Source organism: Sphingobium sp. D43FB, assembly GCF_002312805.1.
In the GTDB taxonomy this organism is placed as follows: domain Bacteria; phylum Pseudomonadota; class Alphaproteobacteria; order Sphingomonadales; family Sphingomonadaceae; genus Sphingobium.
In genome coordinates this window covers 294,170-320,525 of sequence record NZ_NMUA01000002.1, presented here as the reverse complement: position 1 = coordinate 320,525, position 26,356 = coordinate 294,170, and the positions used below count along the sequence as shown (strand labels likewise).

Sequence of the window (26,356 nt, the reverse complement as noted above, 5' to 3'; positions counted from 1 at the left end):
CGTGGCCAAGGCACAAGCCGCGCTGAATGGCAAGTGAACAACGTCGCCTGCCCCGTTGGACCGATGACAGCGGGCGGGCAATCGCGTAAGGGGCGCGCATGACCGACCTTAGCCAAACCCCGCTCCATCTGGGCCAGACCAGCGCGCTTCCCGCCACGCCGGAAGCCGCCATCCTCGATTATGTGCCCAATCCGCGACCGGGCAAACCCTATCTGGTGCGCTTTACCGCGCCGGAATTCACCTCGCTCTGCCCGGTGACCGGCCAGCCCGACTTCGCCCATCTGGTGATCGACTATGCGCCCGCTGCGACGATCGTTGAATCCAAGTCGCTCAAACTGTTTCTGGGGGCGTTCCGCAACCATGCGGCCTTCCATGAGGATTGCACGGTGGGGATCGGCGAGCGGCTGTTCGCCGAAATGAACCCCATTTGGCTGCGAATAGGCGGCTATTGGTATCCGCGCGGCGGCATCCCGATCGACGTTTTCTGGCAATCGGGCGATCCCCCTGCGGGGCTGTGGCTGCCCACGCAGGACGTGCCCGGCTATCGCGGCCGGGGCTGAGCGCCGATCAGACCAACTCGCCGGTCAGCAGCCGGGGCAGCGCCCCGGACTGGCCGCGCGCTTCGGCCATGAAGCGCCCCTTGAGCAGCGATGTGCGCTGCACCGCTGCGAGCCCCGCTCGCCGCGCCAGCTTTGGCAGGCGGCCCGGAATGTCGAACAGGCGCACGAGGCCGTCCATCGCCACGCTGGTCATGATCGCGTCCAGCCCGCGCCAGCGCTGATAGCGAGCAAGCAGTTGCGCATCGCCCGGATCGAGGCCGAGGCGCATGCCATCGACCAGCACTTCGACCAGCGCGGCGACGTCGCGCAGGCCAAGATTCAGCCCCTGGCCCGCAATCGGGTGGATCGCATGGGCGCTGTCGCCGACCAGCGCGAGCCGCGTATCGGTGATGCGGGCGGCGTGATGGAAGCCCAGCGGATAGGAGGAGCGGGGGCCAGCCATGCGGATCTCGCCCAGGAAACCGCCGATGCGCTTCTGTGCTTCGGCGAGCCAGGCGCGTTCGGACAGTTTGAGCATGGCGGGCGCCTGCTCGCTCGGCACGGTCCACACGATCGCGGAGCGGGTACCCGGCAGCATGGGCAGTAGCGCAAAGGGGCCGCCGACATAGAAAATCTCATAAGCGGTGTTGCCGTGCGGCACGTCATGGTCGATCGCGCTGACCATGGCGGTGTGGCTATATTGCCAACGGGTGGTGCGGATGCCCGCCGCCTCGCGGGTCGGGCTGTTGCGCCCCTCCGCCGCCACCAGCAGCGCGCCGCGAATCGCCGCGCCGCTGGCCAGCGTCAACACGACGCCATCCTCGTTGCGATCGACATGTGTCGCGCGGTCGGGCTGGTAGCGGGTCAGGTTTGTGGCCCGTTGGGCGGTTTGTTCGAGCGCGACGCGTAAATCGCGATTGGGAAACATCGTTCCCATTACGCCGTCATCGTCGGCGTCCGGCACGAAATCGAGCGCGCCCGGTTCCAGCCCATCGCTCACCCAGATGCGGTCGATCGGGCAGCCCTTGCCATCGAGGAAGGGCATGACCCCGATCGCCGAGAGCATGGCGCAACTGGTCGAGGAGATGGCCGAGACGCGGCCGTCGAAGCCGCTGGCAGTTGTATCCACCGGATCGGCGGGATCGACGATGGCGGTGCGTACGCCATGGCCGGAAAGAGCTATGCCAAGGGTCAGGCCGACAAGGCCACCGCCCAATATCACGACGTCGAAGCGTTCCATGACCCCTGTCTAGGCGGTCGGGACCGACTTGAAAAGCGATGGCTGGCCCGCTCGCCCAAAAGGGCAGGGGCCAGCCTGATCACCTCAGACGATATGCACCCAACCGGCGGGATCGGCGACGGTCCCGCGCTGTATGCCGGTCAGTTCGCCGCGCAGGCTTTCGGTGACGAGGCCGCCATCGCCATTGCCGATGGTGAAGTCACCATCCTTGCTCCTGACCGTGCCGATCGCGGTGACCACCGCTGCCGTGCCGCAGGCGAAGGCTTCGCGCAGCGCGCCGCTGGCGGCATCGGCGCGCCACTGAGCAAAGCTGTAGGGCTCTTCGCGCACATCATGGCCCTTGGCGCGGGCGAGGGTGATGATGCTGTTGCGGGTGATGCCGGGCAGGATGGTGCCGGTCAGCGGCGGGGTGACGATCGAGCCGTCCTCCATCACGAAGAAGACGTTCATACCGCCCAATTCCTCGACCCACTTATTTTCGGCGGCATCGAGGAAGACGACCTGATCGCAGCCTTGCTCGGTCGCTTCCTTCTGTGCGACCAGGCTGGCGGCATAGTTGCCGCCGCATTTGGCGGCACCCGTGCCACCGCGCGCGGCGCGGGTATAATGTTCGGACACCCACAGGGTCACGGCCTTCTTGCCGCCCTTGAAATAGGCCCCGGCCGGCGAAGCGATGACGCAGAAAATATATTCCTTCGACGGGCGCACGCCGAGGAAGGCCTCGCTCGCGAACAGGAAGGGGCGCAGATAAAGGCTGCCTTCGCCGCTCGGAATCCAGTCGGCGTCGATCTTCACCAGTTGCGCGACGGCTTCGAGGAACAGGTCTTCGGGGATTTCGGGCATAGCCAGCCGTTCGGCCGACTGGGCGAAGCGGCGGGCATTTTCCTCCGGCCGGAACATCGCGATGCTGCCGTCGGCAAGGCGGTAGGCCTTCATGCCTTCGAAAATTTCCTGGGCATAATGCAGCACGGCGCAGGCCGGGTCGATCTGAAACGGTTCGCGCGGACCGACGCTGTGGCTATGCCAGCCCTCGCCCTCGGTATAGCGGATCGTCACCATATGGTCGGTGAAGAGGCGGCCGAAACCGGGATCCTCCAGCAGGGTGGCGCGCTCGCTCGCCGCCACAGTCTTGCTGCTGCGGGTAACGGTGAAACGCGAACTATGCTGGCCGTCCATAATCTGTCTCCTTGGGTTGGACGGGCTGCCTATGTCACAAAGCGGGGCGGGAAACAACGTCACCTATGCTGACCCATCAGGCCGCTCGGCTCAAGCTGGCCTCTTGGCGCTGGGCCATAGCCTCGCTAACGCTGGCCGATGCATTTTTTCTCCGATAACGCCACTCCGCTTTGCCCGCCCGTCATGGCCGCGATCGCCGCCGCCGACCGGGAGGATCATGGCTATGATGGCGACCAATGGAGCGCGCGGCTCGACGCGGCCTTTAGCGATCTGTTCGAAGCGCCGGTCAGCGCGTTGTGGGTGGCGACCGGTACGGCAGCGAACAGCATCGCGCTGGCCTGCCTGTGCCCGCCTTATGGCGGCATCCTCTGCCATGACGAGGCGCATATCGTCGTCGACGAATGTGGTGCGCCGGGCTTCTTCACCCATGGCGCGAGCCTGATGCCGCTGCCGGGCGAGGGCGCGAAACTCACGCCGGACGTGGTGGCGGAGCGGTTGGCGGCGATTCGCCCGGATGTGCATCAAGTGCCCGCGCGCGCGATCAGCATCACCAATGCCACTGAATATGGTCGCGTCTACACGCCCGACGAGGTTGCGGCGCTGGGGGATATTGCGCGCGCGCATGGGTTGGGCTTTCACATGGATGGCGCGCGGTTCGCCAATGCGGTGGCCTTTCTGGGCTGCGCGCCCGCCGATGTCACCTGGCGCGCTGGCGTCGATGCCCTGAGTTTCGGTTGCGTCAAAAATGGCGGGATGGTCGGGGAAGCGCTGCTGTTCTTCGGGCCGGAGCGAGAGCGCCGGGCCGCAGAAGCGATGCGCTGGCGCAAGCGGTCGGGCCATTTATTTTCCAAGGGCCGCTATCTCGCCGCGCAGATATTGGCGATGGTCGAGGATGGCTTGTGGCTAGCCAATGCCAGCGCCGCCAATGCGGCTGCGCAGGCGCTTGCCCGAGCGGCGGCGGGGCGGTTGCTGCATCCGGTCGAGGCGAACGAGCTGTTTCTGCGGCTTTCCGCCCCGGAGGCTGCCAGCCTGCGGGCGCAGGGGTTCGATTTCTACGACTGGGGCGCGGGCGCTGCGCGGATCGTGACCAACTGGTCGCAGGATGCGGACAGTGTTGCGCCGCTAGCGGATGCGCTGCGCAGGCTCGACCATGGCTGATGACGATCGGGGCAGCATCGTCCTGCCCTTCATCCTCGTCACGCTGATCTGGAGTTCGACCTGGATCGTCATTCGCGATCAGTTGGGCAGCGTGCCCGCCAGCTGGTCGGTCTGCTATCGTTTTGCGCTGGCCGGGGTCGCGATGATGGCCTTTGCGCGGATGCGCGGCGTATCGCTGCGGATCGGTGGGGCTGGGATGCTGTTCGCGGCCTTGCTGGGGACGGCGCAATTCGTGCTGAACTTCAACTTCGTTTATCGCGCCGAAGAACATCTGACGTCCGGGGTGGTCGCGGTTTTCTACGCGATGTTGCTGATCCCCAATTCGATTCTGGCGTGGATCGTGTTTCGTCAGCCGGTCAGCCGTGCTTTCATCGCCGGGTCGGCGGTGGCCATGACTGGGATCGCGATGATGTTGGTGCATGAATATCGGGCCGCCAGCGTCGATCCGGACAAGGTTCTTTTGGGCGTCGGCTTCTCGGTCATCGGGCTGTTCAGCGCTTCGGCCGCCAATGTGATGCAGGGCATGGATATCGCACGGCGGCTGCCGATGGTGGCGATGCTGGCTTGGGCGATGCTGATCGGGGCGGGGATCAACGCGCTGTTCGCCTGGGTCACGACCGGACCACCGGTGATCGAACCGCGCCTCACCTATCTGTTGGGGATAGGCTGGCTTGCGCTGGCGGGATCGGTGGTCACCTTCCCGCTCTATTTCCGCCTGATCCAGCGATTGGGCGCCGGGCGGGCGGCCTATACGGCGGTGCTGATCCCGGTCATCGCGATGCTGATTTCGACGCTGGTCGAGGGTTATCGCTGGACGGGGCTTGCGGCGTCGGGCGCGCTGTTGGCGGTCGTCGGCATGGTGATCGCGTTGCGTGCGAAAAAGGCTTAGCGGCGCAGGCCTGGCTGATAGTGCTGCTTGGCGGCGTTGACCCGGTCGATCAGGCTGGACAGCGACGGCTGGACGCCTGCGATCGGTGCGGGCGGGGACAGGCGGGTCATGCGGCGGCTGAGCGCGGTGAAGGTGGTTTCGATACTGTCCATGGGGGGCGTCCTGCTCTGTTGCGGCAAGGCCCTCTTCGCGTCGATATGGTTAAGAAGGGGTAAGCATAATCCGCGCTTGCGGCGAACCGATTTCCGCCTTCAGACATGCCGCCAGCCCCTGTGCATAAGTGGGATAGCGCAGTTGCCATCCGAGCAACCGCTTGGCGCGACCATTGGCGACGCGGCGGTTTTCGGCATAGAAGCCGCGCGCCATGGGCGATAACTGCGCCTGATCCATCGTCAGCAGCGGCGGATGGGGCAGGGCCAGCATATCGCAGGCAGCCTCGATCACCCGATTTTGGGCGCAGGGCAGATCATCCGACAGATTATAGATGCCGGGCGGGCCGTCGAAGGAGGCGAGAATGCCCGCAACAATGTCATCGACATGGACGCGGCTGAACACCTGGTCCGGCAGGTCGATGCGATGCGCGCGCCCCTCCCGCACCCGGTCCAGCGCCGATCGGCCCGGCCCATAGATGCCCGGCAGGCGAAAGCGGCGCATATCGGGCCGGAGCGTGCCCCAATCGCCATCAGCATCGGCGCGGGCGGTGCGGCGGCCTGCGCCGATAGGGCTGGCTTCGTCCACCCATGCGCCGCCGGTATCGCCATAGACGCCGGTGGAGGAAAGATAGCCGGTCCAGCGCGCGGGTGCGGCGGAGATGGCAGCGCCGTAGCGGACCAGGACGGGATCGACTTCGCCTTCGGGCGGGACCGAGGAAAGGATATGCGTGGCGCTGGCGATGGCGGCGCGGACGGCGGGTGCGTCATCGAAGGCCAGCGTGTCGGCCCCGGCGCTACGGCGCGTGCCGGTGACGTGCCAGCCTTCGGTTCGCAGCCGGGTGGCGAGGCGGGCGGCGGTGTAGCCCAGCCCGAAGATCAGCAAATGGGGCAAAAACCATATCTCCGTTCGTTTTGAGCCCTTCGACTGCCTGCCAAGGCAGGCGTTCAGAACCGACCAAGGTCGAGAAACGCCGCGTCCATGTTTCTCGACTGCGCTCGAAACGAACGGCTGTAGAGATTAAACCGTGAAGCTCTCGCCGCAGCCGCAGCTGCCCTTGGCATTGGGGTTGGCGAAGGTGAAGCCGGCGGTGAAATCATCCTCCACCCAGTCCATGGTCGATCCGATCAGATAGAGGACCGACCCGCCATCAATGTAGAAAATGCCGCCGGGGGTCTCGATCTTCTCATCGAATTTCGCTTCTTCGGTGACATAGTCGACCGAATAGGCAAGGCCCGAACAGCCGCGCTTGGGGGTCGAGAGCTTGACGCCGATCGTACCTGCGGGCGCCTGCGCCATCAGGTCTGCGATACGCTGCTCGGCGCTCTTCGTCAGGATGACGGCAGCCGGGCGGGCGCGGGTCTTGGTCTCGACAGTCATTACAGCATTCCCAGTTCGAGCTTGGCTTCGTCGCTCATCTTCTGCGGATCCCAGGGCGGATCCCAGATCAGGTTGACCTGCGCGTCGCCGACGCCGGGCACCGCGCCGACGCGCAGTTCGACTTCGCCGGGCATGGATTCGGCGACCGGGCAATGCGGCGTGGTCAGCGTCATGGTGACGACGACATGCGCTTCGTCGGTCACATCGACGCCGTAGATGAGGCCAAGATCATAGATGTTGACCGGGATTTCCGGGTCGTAAATCTCCTTGAGCGCATCGACGACGGCGTCATAGAGATTGCCGCCCGGCTCGCCCGCGGCGATCGGGGTCGGCTTAGCCGCGAGGAAGCCGTCGAGATAGTCGCGCTGGCGTTCGCCGGACGCGGGCGGGCTGTCGACGCGCGCCTTGGGCGGGGCTTGCACCGTTTCGACTTCTTCCACCATGATCTTGCGCTCTTCGCTCATCATCCAAAAATCTTTCTTACCCGCTCCAGGCCGCGCACCAGCGCGTCCACGTCGCTTTCATCACTGTAAATGCCAAAGCTCGCCCGCGCGGTCGCTTCGACGCCCAGATGCCGCATCAGGGGCTGGGCGCAATGATGCCCGGCCCGGATCGCGACCCCGGTTTCGTCCAATATGGTGCCGACATCGTGCGGATGCACCCCCTCGACCGCGAAGGAGAGGATGCCGGCCGAGTCTTCGGGGCCGAAGACGCGGATGCTGTTGAGGTTTTCCAGGGCCGCGCGGGCCTTGGCCACCAGCGCGCCTTCATGCGCGTGGATCGCGTCCAGCCCGATCGCCTCGACATAGTCGATCGCCGCCGACAGGCCGACGACGCCGGTGATGTGCGGGGTGCCCGCTTCGAACCGGGTCGGGGCAGGGGCGTAGGTTGTTTTCTCGAACGTCACCTTGTCGATCATCGATCCGCCGCCCTGATAGGGGGGCATGGCGTCGAGCAGTTCCCCACGACCCCACAGCACGCCGATGCCGGTCGGGCCATAAAGTTTATGCGCGGAAAAGACGTAGAAATCGCAATCCAGCGCCTGCACATCCACGGCGATGCGAGGGACTGCCTGGCAGCCGTCGATCAGGATCTTGGCACCGACCATATGGGCGATGTCGGCGGCACGGCGGCAATCGAGCACGCTGCCCAGCACGTTCGACACATGGGACAGCGCGACCATCCGGTGACGGGGCGTGATCATCGCGCGCATCGCGTCGAGGTCGATCTGGCCATCGGCGGTCAGGGGAAGGACGTCGATATGCGCGCCGACCTTTTCCGCCACCATCTGCCACGGCACGATATTGCTATGATGTTCGAGGGTGGAGAGCAGGATGCGGTCGCCCGCCTTCAATTGTTCGGCTGCCCAGCATTGGGCGACGAGGTTGATCCCCTCCGTCGCGCCACGGACATAGACGATTTCACTGTCCGATGCCGCGCCGATGAAGCTGGCGACCTTGCGACGCGCGGCTTCATAGGCGAGCGTCATATTGGCCGAGCGCTCGTAGACGCCGCGATGGACGGTCGCATAGTCCGGGCCATAGGCGCGGGCGATGGCGTCGATGACGGCCTGCGGCTTTTGCGCGGTGGCGGCGCTGTCGAGATAGTGCCAGTCGAGAACGCCGGGGAAGTCGTGGCGGAGTCCCTTAAGCCCCTCCCCTTCAGGTTCAAACGAGTCACGTGCCTCGTTTGAAGGGTTGGGGTGGGGGGATGCCACACGCGCTGGGTCAAGAGGATGGCCCCCACCCCCGGCCCCTCCCCTGAAGGGGAGGGGAGCATATGTATCTTCACTCATACCAGCGACTCCAGCTTGGCGATCGCCGCCGCTTCGAACTGTTCGCGCAGGGCTTCGTCGGGCATGTCGTCGAACACGCCGGCGACGAAGGAGCGCAGCAGCAGCGTCTTGGCGGTCGCCGGGTCCATGCCGCGCGAGGCCATGTAGAAGAGCGCGGCCTTGTCCAGTTCGCCCACAGTCGCGCCATGGGCACATTTGACGTCGTCGGCGTAGATTTCGAGTTCCGGCTTGGCATTGGCCGTCGCGGTGCGATCGAGCAGCATCGCCTTGATCGACTGGAACGCATCGGTGCGCTGGGCGTCGCGGGCGACGTTGATGCTGCCGAGATAACTGCCGGTGGCGCGGCTGCCCAGGACCGACCGGACGGTTTGGCCGCTGGTCGCGTCGGGCTGCGCATGGGTGACCGAGGTGATGATCTCCAGCGTCTGGTCGCCGCCGCCGATGATCGCGCCATGCAGCCCGAAATGCGCGCGCGCGCCCAGTGTGACGGCAAAGGTCACGCGGCCGAGCTTGCCGCCGATGTTGAGCAGGTGGAAATCACAGCGCGCATCGTCGGCGACGGTGATGACATAGTCATGCACGGCTGCGCTGCCATCGGCAGCGTCCTGCAACAAATGATGGTTGGCGGTTTCGCCGGTGGCCACATTGATGCGGGTCGGTGCGGGCAAGGGCCACAGCGAGGCGAGCGCCTCCAGGTCGCTATAGCGCCAGTCTTCCTGGCGGCGGGTCGGCAGAGCGAGGGCGGTCACAGGCACGACTCCTCCGCGTCTCTGCGTCTCCGCGTGAACAAAGTCATCTCACGCGGAGGCGCAGAGACGCGGAGAAAAAGGGAGATGCCTGCGGCGCTCATGCGGCGACTACCTCAGCATAGCCTTCGCGTTCCAGTTCCAGCGCCAGTTCGGGGCCACCCGATTTGACGATGCGTCCGTCCGCCAGCACATGTACGAAGTCGGGCTTCACATAGTCGAGCAGCCGCTGATAATGGGTGATGAGCAGCACGGCCTTGTCGGGCTTGCGCATGATGGCGTTGATGCCTGCGCCCACGATCTTGAGCGCGTCGATGTCGAGGCCGGAGTCGGTCTCGTCGAGGATCGCCAGCTTGGGATCGAGGATGCCCATCTGCACCATTTCGGCGCGCTTCTTTTCGCCGCCCGAAAAGCCGACATTCACCGGGCGCTTGAGCATGTCCATGTCGAGGCCGAGCAGCGCGGCCTTTTCCTTGGCAAGGCGGATAAATTCGCCGCCGTTCAATTCCTTCTCGCCGCGCGCGCGCTTCTGGCTGTTGAGGCTTTCGCGCAGGAATTGGAGGTTGGATACGCCGGGGATCTCGACCGGATATTGAAAGCCCAGGAACAGACCTGCCGCGGCGCGCTCATGCGGCTCCAATGTGAACAAGTTCACACCGTCGTAGAGCGCCTCGCCGCCGGTCACGTCATAGCCTGGCCGTCCGCCCAGCGTATAGGCCAGCGTCGACTTGCCCGCGCCGTTCGGCCCCATGATCGCGTGGATTTCGCCCGCATTGATGGTGAGCGAGAGCCCTTTGAGGATCGTCTTGCCGTCGATGGTGTTGGTCAGGTTGTCGATATTAAGCATGGATCATTCCCGGCGGTGCAATATTTGAAATCCTCCCTTGTAAGGGGAGGGGGACCATCGCATCGCGATGGTGGAGGGGTGTCACCCTATCGATGGCGGGACACCCCTCCGTCAGGGCTGCGCCCTGCCACCTCCCCTGCCAGGGGAGGATGAAGGATGCTCCGCGCATCGCCTTATCCTTCATGCGCGCGCTGGAGGGTGCGGGCGGTCCAGAAGGCCATGTCGCGCACGTCGCCCGGCGCGGGGAAGAGCGTGTCGATGTAGCGCTTGACCGGCATATAGGGCCACCAGTCGGCCTCGCCCTCTGGCGGTCCCTTTTCCAGCAGGGCGACGACGAATTCGCTGACCGGACCCATGCGGGCGAGGTTAGGCGCCTTCGCCTTGTGGAACGCCTTGTCCTTGCGCAGCTTCTCGGTCATCGCCGCGTCCGCCTTTTGCAGGGCATCGCGGCTGGCCGCCTCGAACGCGTCGAGATCGCCGAAATCGGCGCGGGCGCGGGGCTCCAGCTCGCCCTCTTCCAGCTCATAATCCTCGGTCAGGATACGGATCGCGGCGGTCCATGACTGGCCATTGCCGACATCCTCCGCGAAATCCGCGAGGGCATCCTGAATATCGTCTTCGTCGCTCAAAACTCTGTTCCCTTGGAGTGTTGTTCTAAAAGCCCCTCCCCTTCAGGGGAGGGGTTGGGGTGGGGGCTAGCCCAACGATCAGGCATCAGTTCAAGCGTGCGAAGTATGTTTTCGCACACGCCTTCAAGATTGCGGATCACGTCTGCATTCCCGACGTGCAGCACCTTTAGTTCCAGCCTGTTCATTGCGGCATCGCGTTTGAGATCCGCCAGAATGTCGTGTGTGTCGCCATCCACTTCGATCACCAACCCCTTTTGCGGGCAGAAGAAATCGGCAATGAACGGACCTATTACGGACTGACGACGAAATTTGTGACCGCCAAGTTGGGAGCTAGATAGACGGGTCCATAGGCGCTTCTCCGGTTCGGTCGGGTCTTTGCGCATGTCGCGCGCGAAGCCATCCAGTTGGGCGAGGCGCTCAGCCGAGAGCCCCCACCCCCGGCCCCTCCCCTGAAGGGGAGGGGAGTTGCTACGCTCACTCGTCTCGCGACTACTTAAGCCCCTCCCCTTCAGGGGAGGGGTTGGGGTGGGGGCGTGCATCACCCGACAGACCCCTCAAGCGAAATACCCAGCAATTTCTGCGCCTCGACCGCGAATTCCATCGGCAATTGCTGCAGCACTTCCCGCGCAAAACCATTCACGATCAGGCTGACGGCGCTTTCGGCGTCCAGCCCGCGTTGCATGGCGTAGAAGAGCTGGTCGTCGCTGATCTTGCTGGTCGTCGCTTCATGCTCGATCTGCGCGCTGGGGTTGCGGACCTCGATATAGGGGACGGTATGTGCGCCGCACTGGTCACCCAGCAGCAGGCTGTCGCATTGGGTGAAGTTGCGCACGCCCTCCGCGCCCGGTGCAACCCGCACTAGCCCGCGATAAGTGTTGTTCGATCGGCCCGCGCTGATCCCCTTCGACACGATGGTCGAGCGGGTGTTTTTCCCGTTGTGGATCATCTTGGTGCCGGTATCGGCCTGCTGCCTGTTATTGGTCAGCGCGACCGAGTAGAATTCGCCGACGCTGTTGTCGCCGTTCAGGACGCAGGACGGGTATTTCCAGGTGATCGCCGACCCGGTTTCCACCTGGGTCCAGCTCACCTTGCTGTTCTTGCCCTGGCACAAGGCGCGCTTGGTCACGAAATTATAGATGCCGCCCTTGCCGTCCGCGTCGCCGGGATACCAGTTCTGGACAGTCGAATATTTGATCTCCGCATCGTCCAGCGCGACCAGTTCCACGACCGCGGCGTGCAGCTGATTTTCGTCGCGCATCGGCGCGGTGCAGCCTTCGAGATAGGAGACATAGCTGCCTTCGTCGGCCACGATCAGCGTGCGTTCGAACTGGCCGGTATTTTCCGCGTTGATGCGGAAATAGGTGGACAGCTCCATCGGGCAGCGGACGCCCTTCGGGATATATACGAAGGTGCCGTCAGAAAAGACGGCGCAGTTGAGCGTCGCGAAATAATTGTCGTGCATGGGTACGATCTTGCCCATCCACTTTTTCACCAGATCGGGATATTCGCGCACCGCTTCGCTGATCGAGCGGAAGATGACGCCTGCCTCCTCCAACTCCTTGCGGAAAGTGGTGGCGACGGACACCGAATCGAACACGGCATCGACCGCGACGCGGCGGCTGCCCTTCACCCCGGCCAGCACTTCCTGTTCGGCGATGGGGATGCCCAATTTCTTGTAGGTGGCGAGGATTTCGGGATCGACTTCATCGAGCGAATCCAGCTCTACCTTCTTTTTCGGTTCGGCGTAATAATAGGCGTCCTGATAATCGATCGGGGGCACGTTGAGCTTCGCCCAGTCGGGCGGCGTCATCGTCTTCCACATCGCGAACGCCTTCAGCCGCCAGTCGAGCAGCCATTGCGGTTCGTTTTTCTTGGCGGAGATGAAGCGGACCGTGTCTTCGTTCAGCCCCTTGGGCGCGAAATCCTGTTCGATGGCGGACGACCAGCCATGTTCGTAGGTCGACGCGCGGTCGGCCGCGTCCTGCGCTTCCTGGTTACGGACAGTCGTGATTTGCTCGGTCATGCCATTTCTCGTGTAAGGCTGGCGATGGTCACGCCAGCCAGGGCAGCGCGGATCGCTTCATTGGCGACGTTCATATGCGGGCGAATGCGGCAATCCTGCTCCAGCGTGCAGTCATGCGTGCCCGTGTCGGCGCAGGCGGTCATGGCGATCGGCCCTTCGACCGCCTCCACCACATCAGCCAGCGTGATGGTGGCGGGCGGGCGCGACAGGCGGACGCCGCCGCCCGTGCCCCGGCTCGATTCGAGCAGGCCTGCCGACGACAAGCGCCCCACCAGCTTTTGCGCCGTAGGCAACGGGATGCCGGTTTCGGCGGCCAGGGTGGTCGCGTTCATCTTGGCAGCGCCGCAATGGCGCGCAGCGGCGGACATCAGCACGACCGCATAATCAGCGAAGCTTGATAATCTCATGCCAGTTGCGAACCATTCTTAAATCGGATCAATATCGTCCGATTGGCATTTGGTCCTCTCAGGCTCGGGAATCAAGGGCTAATTAGGATAGGCGGTTGAGCATCGCCACGTCGCTGCCCAGCGAACGGCGCAGCAGGGTGAGCTGGGCGACGGCAGAGGGCTCGTTCTGCAACTGATGCGGGGTCAGGCCGATGAAGTGTTTGATTTCGCGGATACAATGGGACTGGTCGTAGAAGCCCGCCTCCTCGCATAATTGCTGCCAGCTTTCGCCGTCCAGTGCGATTCGGGCGGAACAGCGCAGGGCACGATATTTGCGTGCCAGCAGCTTGGGCGGGGCACCATAATATTTGTTGGTGAGGCGCGCGAGCTGGCGCGGCGACAGATCGGTGGCTTCGGCCAGCGCCTCGATTCGCGGCGATCCTTCCCCCATCAGCCAGCCATCGACCGCGTCGAGCAAAGCCCAGGTGGTGCCGCGCAGCGGTTTGACCAAGCGGCCCAGTGCGGCCCAGCAACGCGCCGCGATCTCGTCGGCCTCCGTCTCGCCGATCGCCCGCAATTCCGCCAGTAGCTCTGCATGATGCGCGCCGCCGACCGCCGCGAGGTCGCACAGGCGGTCAGCCAACAGGCTGGCATCGCCGCCATGGAGCGATTGCCACCCGGCGGGCAGGAGGGAGATGCCGACGACCCGGCTGGGCCGGTTCAATTCGAAGCGGGTCGCGCCCATGGTCGGGCCGAGCAGGCAGACGTCGGGCGTCGGCATCACGACATCGTCCTGAAAATGATAGTTACCGCCGCCCGACAGCATGAAACGCAGCTGTGGCACGTCAGCACGGGTGGCGTCGCCATAATGATCGGCGTCGACGGTGAACAGATAAAGCGAACCGAAATAGGCACGCAATTGTTCAGGCGGCGCGAAATAGCGCAGCCGCACCGGTCCCTGCGCGGCGGCCACTGTATAGGACAGCGGACCCCCTTCGTCCGGCAGGGCGACTGCGCCCCCGGCCATTCCGAATTTGTGCAACCCCATTTTTTTCACCCCAAGGGGTTTACTATGCGCCAACTGCACCCGCGCGCAAGTAACATGGTGAAAGAACTGTTACTTTTCTGCCTCGCTACTGCACTGCACATAAAAATGACCCGGCGATTTTCATCGCCGGGTCAGGAAAAGGTCTCATCGGCTGGAAGCCGTCGAGCCTTCGGGTCGCAGGGGTGCTTTACGCCGGAATCGCCGTAATATTATTGGATGAATCAGACATTCCACTGCCCTAAACCGTCTCATTCATGACGTTTCCTGTCATGATATGTCACTAACAGGCGGTTGTGGCGCTTTGGCCACAGCGACTCGACGTGTCGGCGCGGCGCTGTCATAGGCACGTCCCATGTCCTATCGTCTGATCCGCCCGCTGCTGTTTGCGCTCGATGCCGAGCGTGCCCATCATCTCTCTCTTGCTGCGCTGCGGATGATGCCGACACGCGCGCCGCTGGCACCCGATCCGATGCTCGCAACCATGGTGGCGGGCATTCGCTTTCCCAATCCGGTCGGATTGGCGGCGGGTTATGACAAGGATGGGCGGATCGCACACAAGATGCACGGCCTTGGCTTTGGCTTTGCCGAACTGGGAACGCTGACGCCGCTGGCCCAGCCGGGCAATCCGCAGCCGCGCCTATTCCGGCTGGTCGAGGACAAGGCGGTGATCAACCGGTTCGGGTTCAACAATGGTGGGCAGGGCGCGGCGGCGGATCGTATCGCCCGCTATCGCCGCCCGGTCGGCGACGGCCCCGTGATCGGCATCAATATCGGCGCGAACAAGGATGCGGCCGCCGCCGGGCGGGGCATTGCCGACTATGTCACCGGCGTCACCTGCATGGCACCGCTGGCCGACTATCTGACGGTCAACATCTCGTCCCCCAATACGCCGGGCCTGCGCGCGCTGCAGGATCGCAGTGCGCTAGACGCCTTGCTGAGTGCCGTAATGGCCGCGCGCGCGCCTGGAGGCCCGCCCATTTTCCTGAAGGTCGCGCCCGACCTGGAACCGGCCGATGTCGAGGATATCGCCGCGGCCTGTATCGACCACAGGGTCGATGCGCTGATCGTGTCCAACACCACCATCACCCGGCCCGCGCTGCGATCGGCCCATGCCGGCGAAGCGGGCGGGCTGTCGGGTGCGCCGCTGACCGACCTGTCGCTGTCGCGGCTGCGCGATTTCCGTCGCCTGCTGGGCGATCGGTTGCCGCTGATCGGGGTGGGGGGCATCGCTACGGGCGCGCAGGCTTATGCCCGCATCCGGGCGGGGGCGTCGCTGATCCAGCTTTATAGCGCGCTGGTCTATGAAGGGCCGTATCTGGCGCGGCGGATCAACCGGGAGTTGAAGGCGCTGATGGCGCGCGACGGGGTGGCGACCATTGCCGATCTGGTGGGTATCGACGGCTGATCCGTCCAAGGGGCTGGAAAGGGTTGCGATCGGCAACTCCCGCTATAGGGTAAGCCCCATGACATCTCGTTTTTCTGGCCTGCTGGCCCCTTTCGCCCTTCTTGCCCTGGTACCGCTGCCCGCCGTCGCGCGCGAGCCGGTATCGACCAATGCCACCGTTTCGGCCGCCGATCCGCGCGCGGCGCAGGCGGGGCAGGAGATATTTCGCAAGGGGGGCAGCGCCACGGATGCCGCCATCGCCATGATGCTGACGCTGAACGTGGTCGAGCCGCATAATAGCGGCATCGGCGGCGGTGGTTTCCTGATGCATCATGACGGGGAGACCGGGCTGCTGGAATCGATCGACGGGCGCGAGACGGCACCGGCCGCCGCCCGGCCCGACCGGTTCATGGGGGCCGATGGCCAACCGCTGTCCTTCCGCAACGCCTGGCCGGGCGGCTATTCGGTCGGGGTGCCGGGCAATGTGCGGTTGGCGTGGGACGCGCATCGCAAATGGGGCAAGCTGCCCTGGGCCGATCTGTTCCAGCCCGCCATTCGCGCGGCGGAAGAGGGCTATGAAGTGCGCCAGCGGCTCGACACCGCGATGAAGGCGGTCGCGGGGGTGTGGGCCGACTTCCCTGAAATCCAGCGCTATTTCTGGATCGATGGCAAGCCTGCGCCGATGGGCACGATGCTCAAAAACCCGCCGCTCGCCGCATTGTTCAAGCGGATTGCGGCGGAAGGGCCGGACGCTTTCTATACGGGCGAAAATGCCCGCATCCTGGCGCAGACCGTCACCAACGCGCCGAAAAACCCGGTGCCGATGACGGAAGCGGACATTGCGGGCTATCAGACCAAGCTGCGCAAGCCCATCTGCGGCAAATATCGCGTCTATACCGTATGCGGCATGGGGCCGGCCTCGTCGGGCGGGGTCACGGTGCTGGAGATATTGGGCATGGTCGAGCGTTTTCCGCTCGGCACTTGGGGCAAGGATGATCCTCGGTCCTGGCATGTCATTGGCGAGGCGATGCAACTGGCCTATGCTGATCGTGGCACATGGCTGGGCGACCCGGATTTCGTGTCGGTGCCGCTGACGGAGATGATCGATCCCGCCTATCTCAAGCAGCGGTCGGCGCGCATCCGTTTGAACAAGGCGCTCAACGACTATCAGCCCGGCACGCCGCCCGGCGCGCAGCCGCGCACGGCTTCGCGGCCGCAGCCCGAAAGCGGCACCAGCCATTTCGTCGCGGTGGACCGGGATGGCGACATCGCCGCCTGGACATCGACGGTCGAGAGCTTCTTTGGCAGCCAGTTGATCGCGAACGGCGTGATCCTGAACAATGAACTGACCGATTTCAGCTTCACCCCGGAAAAGGATGGCGCGCCGGTCGCCAACCGGGTCGAGCCGGGCAAGCGCCCGCTATCGTCCATGTCGCCGACCATCGTCTATGATGAAGCGGGGACGCCCGTCTTCACTGTTGGGGCGGCGGGGGGCAAGACGATCATCATGCAGGTGGCCAAGGCGCTGATCGCCCATTTCGACTGGGGCCTGTCAGCGCAGGAGTCGATCGCGCATGGGCTGATCTACTTCAACGGCGAAGGGCTGGTGCTGGAACAGGGCACGTCGCTGGAGGCGATGAAGGCACCGCTCGAAAAGCTCGGCCATCGCGTGTCGTTGTCGCGCATGGGCCTCAAGGCCAATGCGGCCGAGCGCCTGCCCGATGGCCGCTGGCAGGGCGCGGCCGACCCGCGCAGTCCGGGCGTGTCGTTGCAGGAGTGAGGTCTATTGGGTGCCTTCCTCCCCTGGCAGGGGAGGTGGCTGCGCGTAGGGCGGACGGAGGGGTGTCACGCTCTCGATAGGGTGACACCCCTCCACCACTTCGTGGTCCCCCTCCCCTTACAGGGGAGGATTTAAGGGAGTTGGCAAAAAAAGGGCGGCTCACAGGCCGCCCTTTTCCGTTTACTTTTCGGCGAACCAGGCCGTCAGTGCTGGCTTCAGGCGGGTGCGGGTTTCGATGCGGGTGTTGATCGCGGCGATGGCGCGATCGACCACCTTGCGGGACTCCGGCGTCAGATATTGGGTCGCATAGGCGTCCAGCTTGGTCGCCATCGCCGGGTCGGCCGACCCCCCGCCCAGCCGCGCGAGCGCCTGGCTGCGGGCGGACACGTCGATCAACCCTTCATATTGCGCGCGGTGCGCCAGCACATAGTCCACCGCCAGCATCGGATGTTCGTATCCGACCTGCGAAATGATCGCCGCGCTGGTGGTCTTGCCCGGTTCGTCGGTCAGTGCGAGGTCGAGCGCTTGGCGGGCGAGCTTTTCATCCTTGGCCCCGCCGAGCAGCGCATAGAGCGTGCTTTTTTCCAGGTCGGTCTTTGCGCCCTTGGCTAGCGCGCGCAGCCTGTCCCACGTCGCTTGATCGGCATTTTTGGCGATGATCGCCATCCAGACGTTGCGCAGCGGGCCGTCGAGCGCGGCGGGATCGCTCGCCAGTGCGGCAAAACGGCGATTGGCTTCGGCGACCACGGCCTTGTCGCCCATCTCGCCCAATGTACCGACCAGCGCCGACCGCAGCACGGGCACCTGCGGATTTTCGCCCGGCTTGGCATCATAACCGATGCCGGTCAGAACCGGTGTCAGCTTGGCCGACGTGTAGGCCGCGACCTTAGCCTGCCCGGCCGTGTCGCCCTCCAGCATGGCATAGGCGCTGTCCAGATAGCCGGGCACCTGCGCCAGCACGGCAGGGGTGGCGGTGGCGGGCACGGCGTCGATCAGGTCGAGCGCCAGGCCCATCGGCTGATAACCGCCCAAGCCAAGCTGGAAATTATCGGCCAGCAGCCCGGTCTGGTCGATTGCGGGCAGCTTGGTGAAACCGGCGGCCAGCGCCTCGACATTGGCGGCGGGGTAGAGCGAACGATAATAGCCCGTCTGCCCGGCATTGACGACATAGGCGCCGCAGCCCGGCAGCGTCATTTGCCCCTTGCCCTGCAGGATCAGCCGCTGCGGCGCGGCGCCGATGGTCTGCGCCATGACCGGCACATTCCAGCTCAAGGGGGTCTTGTCCTTCTTGTCGCGGCTGAACTCGCCTTGGCTCAGCGTCAGCAGCGTGTTGCCGCCCTGGCATTGCGCGCTGTCGACCTTGACCAGCGGGATGCCGGGCTTCGACGTGAAGTCATGTGCGATCGACACCAGCCCCTTGGCGCCTGCGCCCTCGACCGCCTTCCACAGGTCGTCAGTGACGGTGTTGCCATAGGCATGGGCCTTCATATAGCTGCGGATGCCGGTCTTCCACACATCTTCGCCGGCATAGCCCTCCAGCATGGTGATGACGGCTTCACCCTTCTGATAGGTGATGGCGTCGAACGCCTGGTTCACCTGATCGACGGTGGTGATCTTCTGAACGACGGGGTGGGTGGTGGCGAGCGAGTCGAGGCTCATTGCCGCCTCGCGACCATCGACGCGGGTCAGCAGCATTTGCCAGTCGGGCTGCAACTTGTCGGTGACCTTGGTCGCCATCCAGCTCGCAAAGCCTTCGTTCAGCCATAGATCGTCCCACCAGGCCATGGTGACGAGATCGCCGAACCACTGATGCGCCATTTCATGCGCGACGGTTTCATAGATGCGGCGCTTGGTCGCCTCCGACGTAAAGCGCGGATCGACCAGCAAGGCGCGCTCGAAGGTGAAGATCGCGCCCCAATTTTCCATCGCGCTGAAAAACTGGCTCTGGCCGGGGCCAGCGACATTGTCGAGCTTGGGCAGCGGGTAGGGGACGCCGAAATAATCGTTGAAATAGGGCAGGATCGACACCGATGCGTCGAGCGCCAGTTGCGCCTTGCCCGTATTGCCCTTGCCGGTAATCACGCCGATTTCGGTCGCGCCGGACATCTTCGTCGCGCGTTCCAGTTCGCCCAGGCCAAAGAAGAGCAGGTAGGAGGACATTTTGGGGCTGGTGCCGAACGTCACCTGGGTCTTGCCGCCGCCCAGATCCTTGGTGGATGTGACCGGCATGTTGCCGACCGCCAGTTCGCCGGTGGGGATGATGGCGCTGAGGTCAAAGGTCGCCTTATAGCTTGGCTCGTCCCAGCTCGGCACGAAACGGCGCGCGTCGGGCGCTTCGAACTGGGTGAAGAGCGCGCGCTTCGCTGCGCCGTCATTGTCGGTATAGTCGAGCGCGAACAGGCCGTTCGCCTGGGTGTTGATGACGCCGGCATAGGCGATGGCGAGCTTATAGTTGCCGGGTGCCAGCGGCTTGCCGAAGTCGAGCGTCACCGTCTGCGCATCGGCATCGACCTTGGCCATGCCCTTGATTGCCTTGCCCTTGGCGGGCGTCAGCATGATGTCGCCGAAGCTCAGGTCGGCGGCGTTCAGCACCAGCGTCGGCATGGCCGTGCTGACCGCCACGTCGATCGTCACCGTGCCGGTAAACTTCAGATTGGCGGCGTCCGGCGTAACCGTGATCGCATAATGGCTGGGCACGGCGCCGCGCGGCAATTGGGTGGTGATCCCGGCGGCGGGGCCGGTGGGAGCCGTCTGCGCCAGCGCGGGCGTGGCAAGGGCGATGGGGGCGGCGGCCAGCAGCAGCGGCAGGATTTTGGCGAGGGACATAGGCTTTTGAGACTCCGACACGTCTTGACGGCGCGGCCACATGGCTCTGCGCCCTGATGCAACGCGGGATCAACCGTTTCGCTGCGTCGGTCAAGCGATGTAATGCTATTACAACGTCGTTGGTCGAACCCGAACGCCCGTTGGTCGGCGGGTGCCTACAGCATCCGCCGCATCACATTGTCCTTGAGCAGATAATGATGCCGCAACGCCGCGCCGATATGGAGCAGGATCAACGCCGCCCAGACAAAGCCCATAATCTCATGCCCTTCGCCCGCCAGATCGACGATCAAGTCGCCCTTGGTCACTGGAAATTTGGGGACGTCGAACAGGAAGAACCAGTTCAAGGGCCGCGTGCCCGCCGACGTCATGATCCAGCCCGACAGGGGCAGCACGATCATGAAGATATAGAAGAGCGCGTGGGTGGCGTGCGCCGCGCCTTTTTCCCAACTGGGCATGGCGACGGTCAAGCGCGGCGCGGGATTGGCCAGCCGCCAAACGATCCGCACCAAAGTCAGCGCCAGGACGGTCAGCCCGATCGACTTGTGGATCGGGATCACGGCCCAATCCTTGGGCAGTGCATCATGGCCGATGCCAAGCACCAGGGCGAGGATGATGAGCAAGGCCATGGCCCAATGCAGGGCGCGGGCGACTCCATTATAGCGGTCCATGGCAGCGCTTCCTTCTGTTCGTTTCCTAACCGTGACGATTGGCGACCAGATTGTCCACCACCGAAGGATCGGCCAGGGTGCTGGTATCGCCTAGCGCCTGCGCAGACACTTCGCCTTCCGCAATTTTACGTAGGATGCGGCGCATGATCTTGCCGGAGCGGGTCTTAGGCAGGCCGGGCGCGAACTGGATGACGTCGGGGGTGGCGATCGGGCCGATTTCGCTGCGGACCCATTTGACCAGCGTCTGGCGCAATGCGTCGTCCGGCTCGATCCCGGCATTCAACGTGACATAGGCATAGATGCCCTGTCCCTTGATATCATGGGGAAAGCCGACCACCGCCGCTTCGGCGACGCTTTCGTGCAGCACCAGCGCGCTTTCGACCTCGGCCGTACCCATGCGATGGCCAGATACGTTGATGACGTCATCGACGCGCCCGGTGATCCAATAATAGCCATCGGCATCGCGGCGTGCGCCATCGCCCGTTGTATATTTGCCGGGATAGGTGGTGAAATAGGTCTGGAAGAAGCGGTCATGGTCGCCATAGACGGTCCGCATCTGCCCCGGCCAGCTATGCGCGATGACCAGATTGCCCTCGGTCGCGCCGTCCAGCACTTTGCCCTCGGTATCGACGATCTGCGGCATCACGCCCGGCATGGGCAAGGTGGCGGAACCGGGTTTGAGGTCGGTCGCACCCGGCATCGGCGCGATCATCGCGCCACCGGTTTCGGTCTGCCACCAAGTATCGATGATCGGGCAGCGGCCTTCGCCCACGATACCATGATACCAGCGCCATGCCTCCGGGTTGATCGGTTCGCCGACGGTGCCGAGCAGGCGGAGCGAGGCGCGGCTGGTCGCCTTCACATGGGCGTCGCCCTCCTTCATCAGCGCGCGCAGCGCGGTGGGGGCGGTGAAGAGGGTCTGGACCTGATGCCGGTCGACCACTTCCCACATCCGCGCCGGGGTCGGCCAGTTGGGCACGCCTTCATACATCAGCGTCGTCGCGCCGTTCGCCAGCGGGCCATAGACGATATAGCTGTGCCCCGTGACCCAACCGATATCGGCCGCGCACCAGTAGATGTCGCCGGGCCGATAGTCGAAGCAGAGTTCATGGGTGAGCGCGGCCCAGAGCAGATAGCCCCCCGATGTGTGCAGCACGCCCTTGGGCTTGCCGGTCGATCCCGATGTGTAGAGGATGAACAGCGGGTCTTCGGCTTGCATGGGTTCGGGCGGACAGTCGGTCTCGACGGTCGCGGCGGCTTCATGCAGCCACAGGTCGCGGCCCTCCGCCATCGTCACTGCGCCGCCGGTCGCCTGCACGACGACGACATGTTTGACGCCGGGGCTATGTGTGAGCGCGGCATCGACATTGGCCTTCAAGGGGACGGTCTTGCCCGCGCGGCGGCCTTCGTCAGCGGTGATGACCAGCGTTGAATCGCAATCGATGATGCGGCCCGCCAGCGCTTCGGGCGAAAAGCCGCCGAACACCACGCTATGCACCGCGCCGATCCGCGCGCAGGCGAGCAGGGCGAAGGCGGCCTCCGGGATCATCGGCATATAGATGGTGATTCGGTCGCCCTTGCGCGCGCCAGCCCTTTTCAGGACATTGGCGAAGCGGCACACTTCTTCATGGAGTTGGCGATAGGTGTAGCGGCGTGGCGCTTCGTCGGGGCTGTCCGGTTCCCACAGGATCGCGACCTGATCGCCGCGCGTGGCCAGATGGCGGTCGATGCAGTTGGCGCTGACGTTGAGCACACCGTCCGCGAACCATTGGATACCGAAATCCGCTTCGGCAAAGCTGCTTTCGTCGCTTTTGGTCGGCGGCGTGATCCAGTCGAGCCGTTGGGCGCGCTCCAGCCAATAGTCGTGGGGCGCCTCGATCGAACGCGCATAGTCGGCATCACGCGCGGCCCGGTCCATCAGCGCGCGGCTGGCCCAGTCCCCCGGCACCGGGAAGAAATCGTCAGGCATGGGGGCATCCTTTCCATCGCGTAATCATTATCGCAGTCTCTTCTATCGTCCCGCTGTACGGATCGGAAGGTCGGACCATGCCGTTTCTTGCCATGCTTTTGGACGATATGACCGAAATTGTTGAGGCGGCTTCCACCATTTTGCCGCTTCCCCCCCGACCCGCGCGCGCCTAACAGGGATCGCCTATGTGGCTGCTTTATCAATTTCCGCTTTGCCCTTTCTCGCGCAAGGTCCGGCTACTGCTGGGCGAAAAGGGGATCGGCTATGATCTGGTCCGCGAATCGCCCTGGGCGATGCGCGACGAATTTCTTGATCTCAACCCGGCCGGCACCACGCCGGTCATGGCCGATCATGACAAGGGTCTGACCCTGATCGACAGCCAGGCGATCTGCGAATATTTCGAGGAAACGGTGGAGAAGGTGCCACTGATTTCCGGCACCGCCGCCGGGCGCGCCGAAGTGCGGCGGCTGACCGCCTTTTTCGACCAGAATTTCTATGGCGACGTCGTCGGCCCGCTGCTGCACGAACGGATGAAGAAACGGCTGATCGAGCGCGCGCCGCCCGAAGCCCGCATCCTGCGCGAAGCGATGAAGCGCGCGAATGTGCATATGGATTATATGGACTATCTGCTCGACCATCGTAGTTGGATGGCGGGGGGTACGCTCAGCCTCGCGGACATCGCGGCGGCGGCGCATCTGTCGGTCGCGGACTATCTGGGCGGGATCGATTGGCAGGGGCATGAGCCGGTGCGGCGCTGGTATGCCGGGTTCAAGTCGAGGCCGTCTTTTCGGCCCTTATTGTCGGAACGGATGGAAGTGATCGCGCCGCCGCCCCATTATGAAAAGCCGGATTTTTGAGCAGGCCTGACAGGTCGGCTGCGCTTTGCATTGTGGAGCGGGTCGATCAGTCGCTGGTAGAGGGTGAAGAGATATTCCACCCGTTCGCGGTCGGACCCGAAGGGCGCCTTGCGATAGAGTCGGTCGATCGCGAGATCGAGATCATGATGCGCCTTGCGCAATTGCGCGGGCATGGTGTCGGGGTCGTAGAGATCGGCCAGGGTCGATGTCGCATTGCGGGGCAGGGCGCGGGCGTTGAGAACGGCTTGGGCGAGGGTTTCGATCCTGGTGCGCTGGGCTGGGATGGCATCGGGCCAAGGGAAGCAGTTATAATTTAGGCCAATGGCATATTGAAAGTCGCTCTTGAGGCGGCCGCCGATGTGCATTGTCCATGCCATGTGCATGTGGCTGGTCAGGACACCGAAATGCCACAGCGTCGCATCGGGCAGGATGCGTAACTTGTTACTCGGAATGGTCGGCGGTTCCAGCCAGCCGATCGGGATATAGTCGCGCCGTTCCGAACTGACTTCGGGGATGGCGAGGAAGGGCAGGGTCGGGATGACCGTGACGTGAAAGGCCGATGGCGTATCGGCCAGCGCCAGCGAGGACCGGCCGGGCGTCTTCTTGCTCTCTTCCGCTTTGCCCAGCGCCGCAATCTCGCCGCGGCGATAGGCCGTCACCTGGCGCAGCCTTTGCCGGACGGTGGGAAGCTGGCGAATATCCGCCGGGGCGGCATCCTGTAGCGCCAATATCCACCGTTCGCCGCCATTGAGATATTCCTGTGCGCCGACATAGGGGCGCAAAAAGGGTTCGGCGTCCGGTTCCTGCGCCAGCAACTTCGCCCGCGCGTCGGCGTCGAAGATCAGATAGCCGCCATCAATCGGCTTGGACCCGATGACGATGCGCGGTGCGCCGTTGATCGGTCGGCTCTCCTCCCGCACCACCAGATGGCGGTCGGCATCGCGGGCGTCGAACAGATAGGCGGTCAGCGCGCTATGGCGGGTTTCGGTCGGCTCGCCCTTGGCGTCGGCATAGCTGAACAGCCGCTTTTGCGCCGGTTCGTCGCGGCGCTGGGCGAGGCCGATGATGACGCAATGGACCGCCGCCCGGCCGGGCCAGACGAAGGTGCGGTGGGCGAAGGCGATTTCGACGCCTGCGCGAAAGATCAGCGGCCAGAGCTGCGCCACCTGTTCGCCCTGCACGATCGAATTGGTCGATACGAAGGCGATGCGCGCGTCGCCGCCCGCGACATAGCGGGCGGCCTTGAGGAACCAGGCGGCGACATAGTCCAGCGTGCCGCCGCTGCCGGGCAGGGCGGCGAGGCGGCGGACCTGCGACCGCTGCGCTTCGCTCTGATATTTCGCGCCGACAAAGGGCGGGTTGCCGAAGACGAAGGTGCAGCCCTGCGCCGGAATGACCTGATTCCAGTCCAGTTCCAGTGCGTCGCCATGGTGGATGCCGGGTGCCTTCACTAGCGGGATGCGGGCATAATGCTGGCCGAAATCCTCGGCCAGGCGGGTGTTGGCGATATGGTCGGTCATCCACAGCGCCACCTGCGCGATCATGGCGGGAAACTCGTCGATTTCGATGCCGAAGAAATGATCGACATCCAGTTTCGAGAGCGCCGCGACATCCATCACCAGTTCGACCCGGCCGTGGATGGTGAGCAATTCGCGCAATATGTCGCGTTCCAGTTCGCGCAGCTCGCGATAGGCGACGACCAGGAAATTGCCAGCGCCACAGGCCGGGTCGAGGAAAGCCATCGTCCCCAGCCGCTGATGCAGCGCGCGCAAGGCACGCTCGCGGCCCGATTTGAGCGCGCTGGCGCGGGTGAAGTCGGCGCGCAAATCGTCCAGAAACAGCGGTTCGATGACCTTGAGGATCGCCTGTTCGGGCGTGTAGTGCGCGCCCTGCTTGCGCCGCGTCACCGTGTCGATCACGCTTTCGAACAGCGACCCGAATATCGCGGGCGACACATCGCCCCAGTTGAAGAGGCTGGCGTCGAGCAGCATCGTGCGCATCGCGGCGTCGAAACTGGGCATGGCGATGCGTTCGCGGAACAGTTCGCCGTTGATGTAAGGAAAGTCGGCGAGATCGGCGTCGAGGCTCTGCTGTCGCCGGTCGGGCGGGGTGTCGAGCGTCTGGAACAGTTCGCCGAGCCATCGGCCCAGGTCGCGGCCATCGGCGCGGGTGCGCCGTTCGAGGAAGGTGAGGAACTGGTCCTTGCGCTCGAAAATGCCGGTATCGTCGGCAAAGAGGATGAAGAGCAGGCGGACGAGCAGCCGTTCCAGATCATGGCCGACATAGCCGTCAGCGGCGAGCGCATTGTGCAGGCGGCCCATCAGTTCCGACGCCTGGCGATTGACCGGCGACTGGTTGCGGAACAGGCGCGGCTGGACGCCGATGATGAAGCCGAAGGCCTCGACATGGCGTTTGAGGTCGGTGAGTGGGAAGCGCCATTCGCGGCGGGTTTCCAGGTCGACCAGTTCGAAACGCTGGAAATCGCACACCATCATGTGGCGGGGGCGCTGCACGTCTGGCAGCCAGTCATAATAATCGAGCGCCTGGGCCATGGCGCGGTCGAGGTTGCGGCCCGCGCTCTTCTGTTCGACGATCAGCGTGCCGGGCCAGAACAGGTCGATGAAACCGCCGGACCGCGCGGGATCGAGCGATTTGACCCGCTGTTCGTAAACGGCGACCTGCTTGCGCGGCACGCCGAAAATGCCGAAAAATTCGTCGTAGAAGCTGTGGGTCTGGCCTTTTTCATAGCCCTTACCGTGCCATTCGGCGGCGAAATGGGCCGCGTTCGTGCGAATTTCCGGCCAGCTGAGCCGCATCCCTGCCCTCCCCCCATGATGAGGGAGACGGGGTGGATGCAGGGGTGATC

The 26,356-nt window shown here is 64.3% G+C and carries 24 protein-coding genes; 6 read left to right on the top strand and 18 right to left on the bottom strand.

Translation table 11 applies throughout. The features are described 5' to 3' along the window. The first annotated feature begins 98 nt into the window (after positions 1-98). Positions 99-560, top strand: coding sequence for a preQ(1) synthase (gene queF / locus SxD43FB_RS03395; RefSeq protein ID WP_096060957.1), 462 nt, complete (start codon positions 99-101; stop codon positions 558-560). A gap of 7 nt (positions 561-567) precedes the next feature. On the opposite strand, the gene SxD43FB_RS03390 is transcribed toward queF, so the two are convergent. Together SxD43FB_RS03390 and SxD43FB_RS03385 are read right to left on the bottom strand one after the other, a co-directional pair. Continuing rightward, entirely contained in the window at positions 568-1,779 is a 1,212-nt protein-coding gene (locus SxD43FB_RS03390) for a UbiH/UbiF/VisC/COQ6 family ubiquinone biosynthesis hydroxylase (RefSeq protein WP_096060956.1), read from the bottom strand. Between the two features lie 84 nt (positions 1,780-1,863). Next, a complete protein-coding gene (locus SxD43FB_RS03385) occupies positions 1,864-2,955 on the bottom strand; it encodes a branched-chain amino acid aminotransferase (protein ID WP_096060955.1) in 1,092 nt (363 codons plus the stop codon). A 138-nt stretch (positions 2,956-3,093) separates the two neighbouring features. Between SxD43FB_RS03385 and SxD43FB_RS03380 the strand changes: the two genes are divergently transcribed. Further along, entirely contained in the window at positions 3,094-4,113 is a 1,020-nt protein-coding gene (locus tag SxD43FB_RS03380) for a beta-eliminating lyase-related protein (RefSeq protein ID WP_096060954.1), read from the top strand. Next, positions 4,106-5,002 (top strand): EamA family transporter, encoded by an 897-nt coding sequence (locus SxD43FB_RS03375; protein WP_096061017.1) that lies wholly within the window; start codon positions 4,106-4,108, stop codon positions 5,000-5,002. Before SxD43FB_RS03380 ends, SxD43FB_RS03375 begins: the two co-directional genes overlap by 8 nt. Here the strand turns inward: SxD43FB_RS03375 and SxD43FB_RS25110 are convergent. The 12 genes from SxD43FB_RS25110 to SxD43FB_RS03320 all read right to left on the bottom strand — a co-directional run bounded on the left by SxD43FB_RS25110 (position 4,999) and on the right by SxD43FB_RS03320 (position 14,006). After that, positions 4,999-5,154: a hypothetical protein gene (locus SxD43FB_RS25110; protein ID WP_176482661.1), complete on the bottom strand. Its 156-nt coding sequence runs from the start codon at positions 5,152-5,154 to the stop codon at positions 4,999-5,001. The genes SxD43FB_RS03375 and SxD43FB_RS25110 overlap by 4 nt on opposite strands. A gap of 49 nt (positions 5,155-5,203) precedes the next feature. Next, a complete protein-coding gene (locus tag SxD43FB_RS03370) occupies positions 5,204-6,046 on the bottom strand; it encodes an NAD(P)-dependent oxidoreductase (protein ID WP_096060953.1) in 843 nt (280 codons plus the stop codon). A gap of 126 nt (positions 6,047-6,172) precedes the next feature. After that, a complete protein-coding gene (locus tag SxD43FB_RS03365) occupies positions 6,173-6,532 on the bottom strand; it encodes an iron-sulfur cluster assembly accessory protein (RefSeq protein WP_069065862.1) in 360 nt (119 codons plus the stop codon). Beyond that, on the bottom strand, positions 6,532-6,996 hold the full coding sequence (locus tag SxD43FB_RS03360) for an SUF system Fe-S cluster assembly protein (protein WP_096061016.1): 465 nt from the start codon (positions 6,994-6,996) through the stop codon (positions 6,532-6,534). The genes SxD43FB_RS03365 and SxD43FB_RS03360 overlap by 1 nt, the downstream gene beginning before the upstream one ends. After that, positions 6,996-8,249 carry a cysteine desulfurase gene (locus tag SxD43FB_RS03355; RefSeq protein WP_096060952.1) on the bottom strand — a complete coding sequence of 418 codons (1,254 nt, stop codon included), beginning with the start codon at positions 8,247-8,249 and terminating at the stop codon, positions 6,996-6,998. The genes SxD43FB_RS03360 and SxD43FB_RS03355 overlap by 1 nt, the downstream gene beginning before the upstream one ends. A gap of 74 nt (positions 8,250-8,323) precedes the next feature. After that, positions 8,324-9,076: a SufD family Fe-S cluster assembly protein gene (locus tag SxD43FB_RS03350; protein WP_096061015.1), complete on the bottom strand. Its 753-nt coding sequence runs from the start codon at positions 9,074-9,076 to the stop codon at positions 8,324-8,326. A 97-nt stretch (positions 9,077-9,173) separates the two neighbouring features. Beyond that, positions 9,174-9,920, bottom strand: coding sequence for a Fe-S cluster assembly ATPase SufC (gene sufC, locus SxD43FB_RS03345; RefSeq protein ID WP_096060951.1), 747 nt, complete (start codon positions 9,918-9,920; stop codon positions 9,174-9,176). Positions 9,921-10,093: 173 nt separating this feature from the next. Next, on the bottom strand, positions 10,094-10,549 hold the full coding sequence (locus tag SxD43FB_RS03340; RefSeq protein WP_037476824.1) for a hypothetical protein: 456 nt from the start codon (positions 10,547-10,549) through the stop codon (positions 10,094-10,096). After that, a complete protein-coding gene (locus SxD43FB_RS03335) occupies positions 10,546-10,953 on the bottom strand; it encodes an endonuclease domain-containing protein (RefSeq protein ID WP_255245591.1) in 408 nt (135 codons plus the stop codon). Before SxD43FB_RS03335 ends, SxD43FB_RS03340 begins: the two co-directional genes overlap by 4 nt. A 134-nt stretch (positions 10,954-11,087) precedes the next feature. After that, complete coding sequence (sufB, locus tag SxD43FB_RS03330; protein ID WP_043149210.1) at positions 11,088-12,572, bottom strand: Fe-S cluster assembly protein SufB; 1,485 nt, start codon at positions 12,570-12,572, stop codon at positions 11,088-11,090. Next, positions 12,569-12,979 (bottom strand): Rrf2 family transcriptional regulator, encoded by a 411-nt coding sequence (locus tag SxD43FB_RS03325; RefSeq protein WP_043149212.1) that lies wholly within the window; start codon positions 12,977-12,979, stop codon positions 12,569-12,571. The genes sufB and SxD43FB_RS03325 overlap by 4 nt, the downstream gene beginning before the upstream one ends. Positions 12,980-13,061: 82 nt before the next feature. Continuing rightward, complete coding sequence (locus SxD43FB_RS03320; protein WP_096060950.1) at positions 13,062-14,006, bottom strand: helix-turn-helix domain-containing protein; 945 nt, start codon at positions 14,004-14,006, stop codon at positions 13,062-13,064. 352 nt (positions 14,007-14,358) lie between these two features. Here SxD43FB_RS03320 and SxD43FB_RS03315 point away from each other — a divergent pair, with 352 nt between their 5' ends. Continuing rightward, positions 14,359-15,411, top strand: coding sequence for a quinone-dependent dihydroorotate dehydrogenase (locus SxD43FB_RS03315; protein ID WP_096060949.1), 1,053 nt, complete (start codon positions 14,359-14,361; stop codon positions 15,409-15,411). A gap of 58 nt (positions 15,412-15,469) precedes the next feature. Further along, the gene (ggt, locus tag SxD43FB_RS03310) at positions 15,470-17,170 is read left to right on the top strand and encodes a gamma-glutamyltransferase (protein ID WP_096060948.1); all 1,701 of its coding nucleotides are present in this window, start codon (positions 15,470-15,472) and stop codon (positions 17,168-17,170) included. Between the two features lie 180 nt (positions 17,171-17,350). Here the strand turns inward: ggt and SxD43FB_RS03305 are convergent, their stop codons facing one another. The 3 genes from SxD43FB_RS03305 to acs all read right to left on the bottom strand — a co-directional run bounded on the left by SxD43FB_RS03305 (position 17,351) and on the right by acs (position 22,633). After that, on the bottom strand, positions 17,351-19,996 hold the full coding sequence (locus SxD43FB_RS03305) for a M1 family metallopeptidase (protein ID WP_096061013.1): 2,646 nt from the start codon (positions 19,994-19,996) through the stop codon (positions 17,351-17,353). A gap of 155 nt (positions 19,997-20,151) precedes the next feature. Beyond that, a complete protein-coding gene (locus tag SxD43FB_RS03300) occupies positions 20,152-20,664 on the bottom strand; it encodes a cytochrome b (protein WP_096060947.1) in 513 nt (170 codons plus the stop codon). Between the two features lie 25 nt (positions 20,665-20,689). After that, complete coding sequence (gene acs / locus SxD43FB_RS03295; protein WP_096060946.1) at positions 20,690-22,633, bottom strand: acetate--CoA ligase; 1,944 nt, start codon at positions 22,631-22,633, stop codon at positions 20,690-20,692. 185 nt (positions 22,634-22,818) lie between these two features. Here acs and SxD43FB_RS03290 point away from each other — a divergent pair, with 185 nt between their 5' ends. After that, positions 22,819-23,490: a glutathione S-transferase family protein gene (locus SxD43FB_RS03290; RefSeq protein ID WP_037476369.1), complete on the top strand. Its 672-nt coding sequence runs from the start codon at positions 22,819-22,821 to the stop codon at positions 23,488-23,490. Here the strand turns inward: SxD43FB_RS03290 and SxD43FB_RS03285 are convergent. Then, positions 23,469-26,306 carry a DNA methyltransferase gene (locus SxD43FB_RS03285; protein WP_096060945.1) on the bottom strand — a complete coding sequence of 946 codons (2,838 nt, stop codon included), beginning with the start codon at positions 26,304-26,306 and terminating at the stop codon, positions 23,469-23,471. The genes SxD43FB_RS03290 and SxD43FB_RS03285 overlap by 22 nt on opposite strands. Positions 26,307-26,356: the final 50 nt, after the last annotated feature.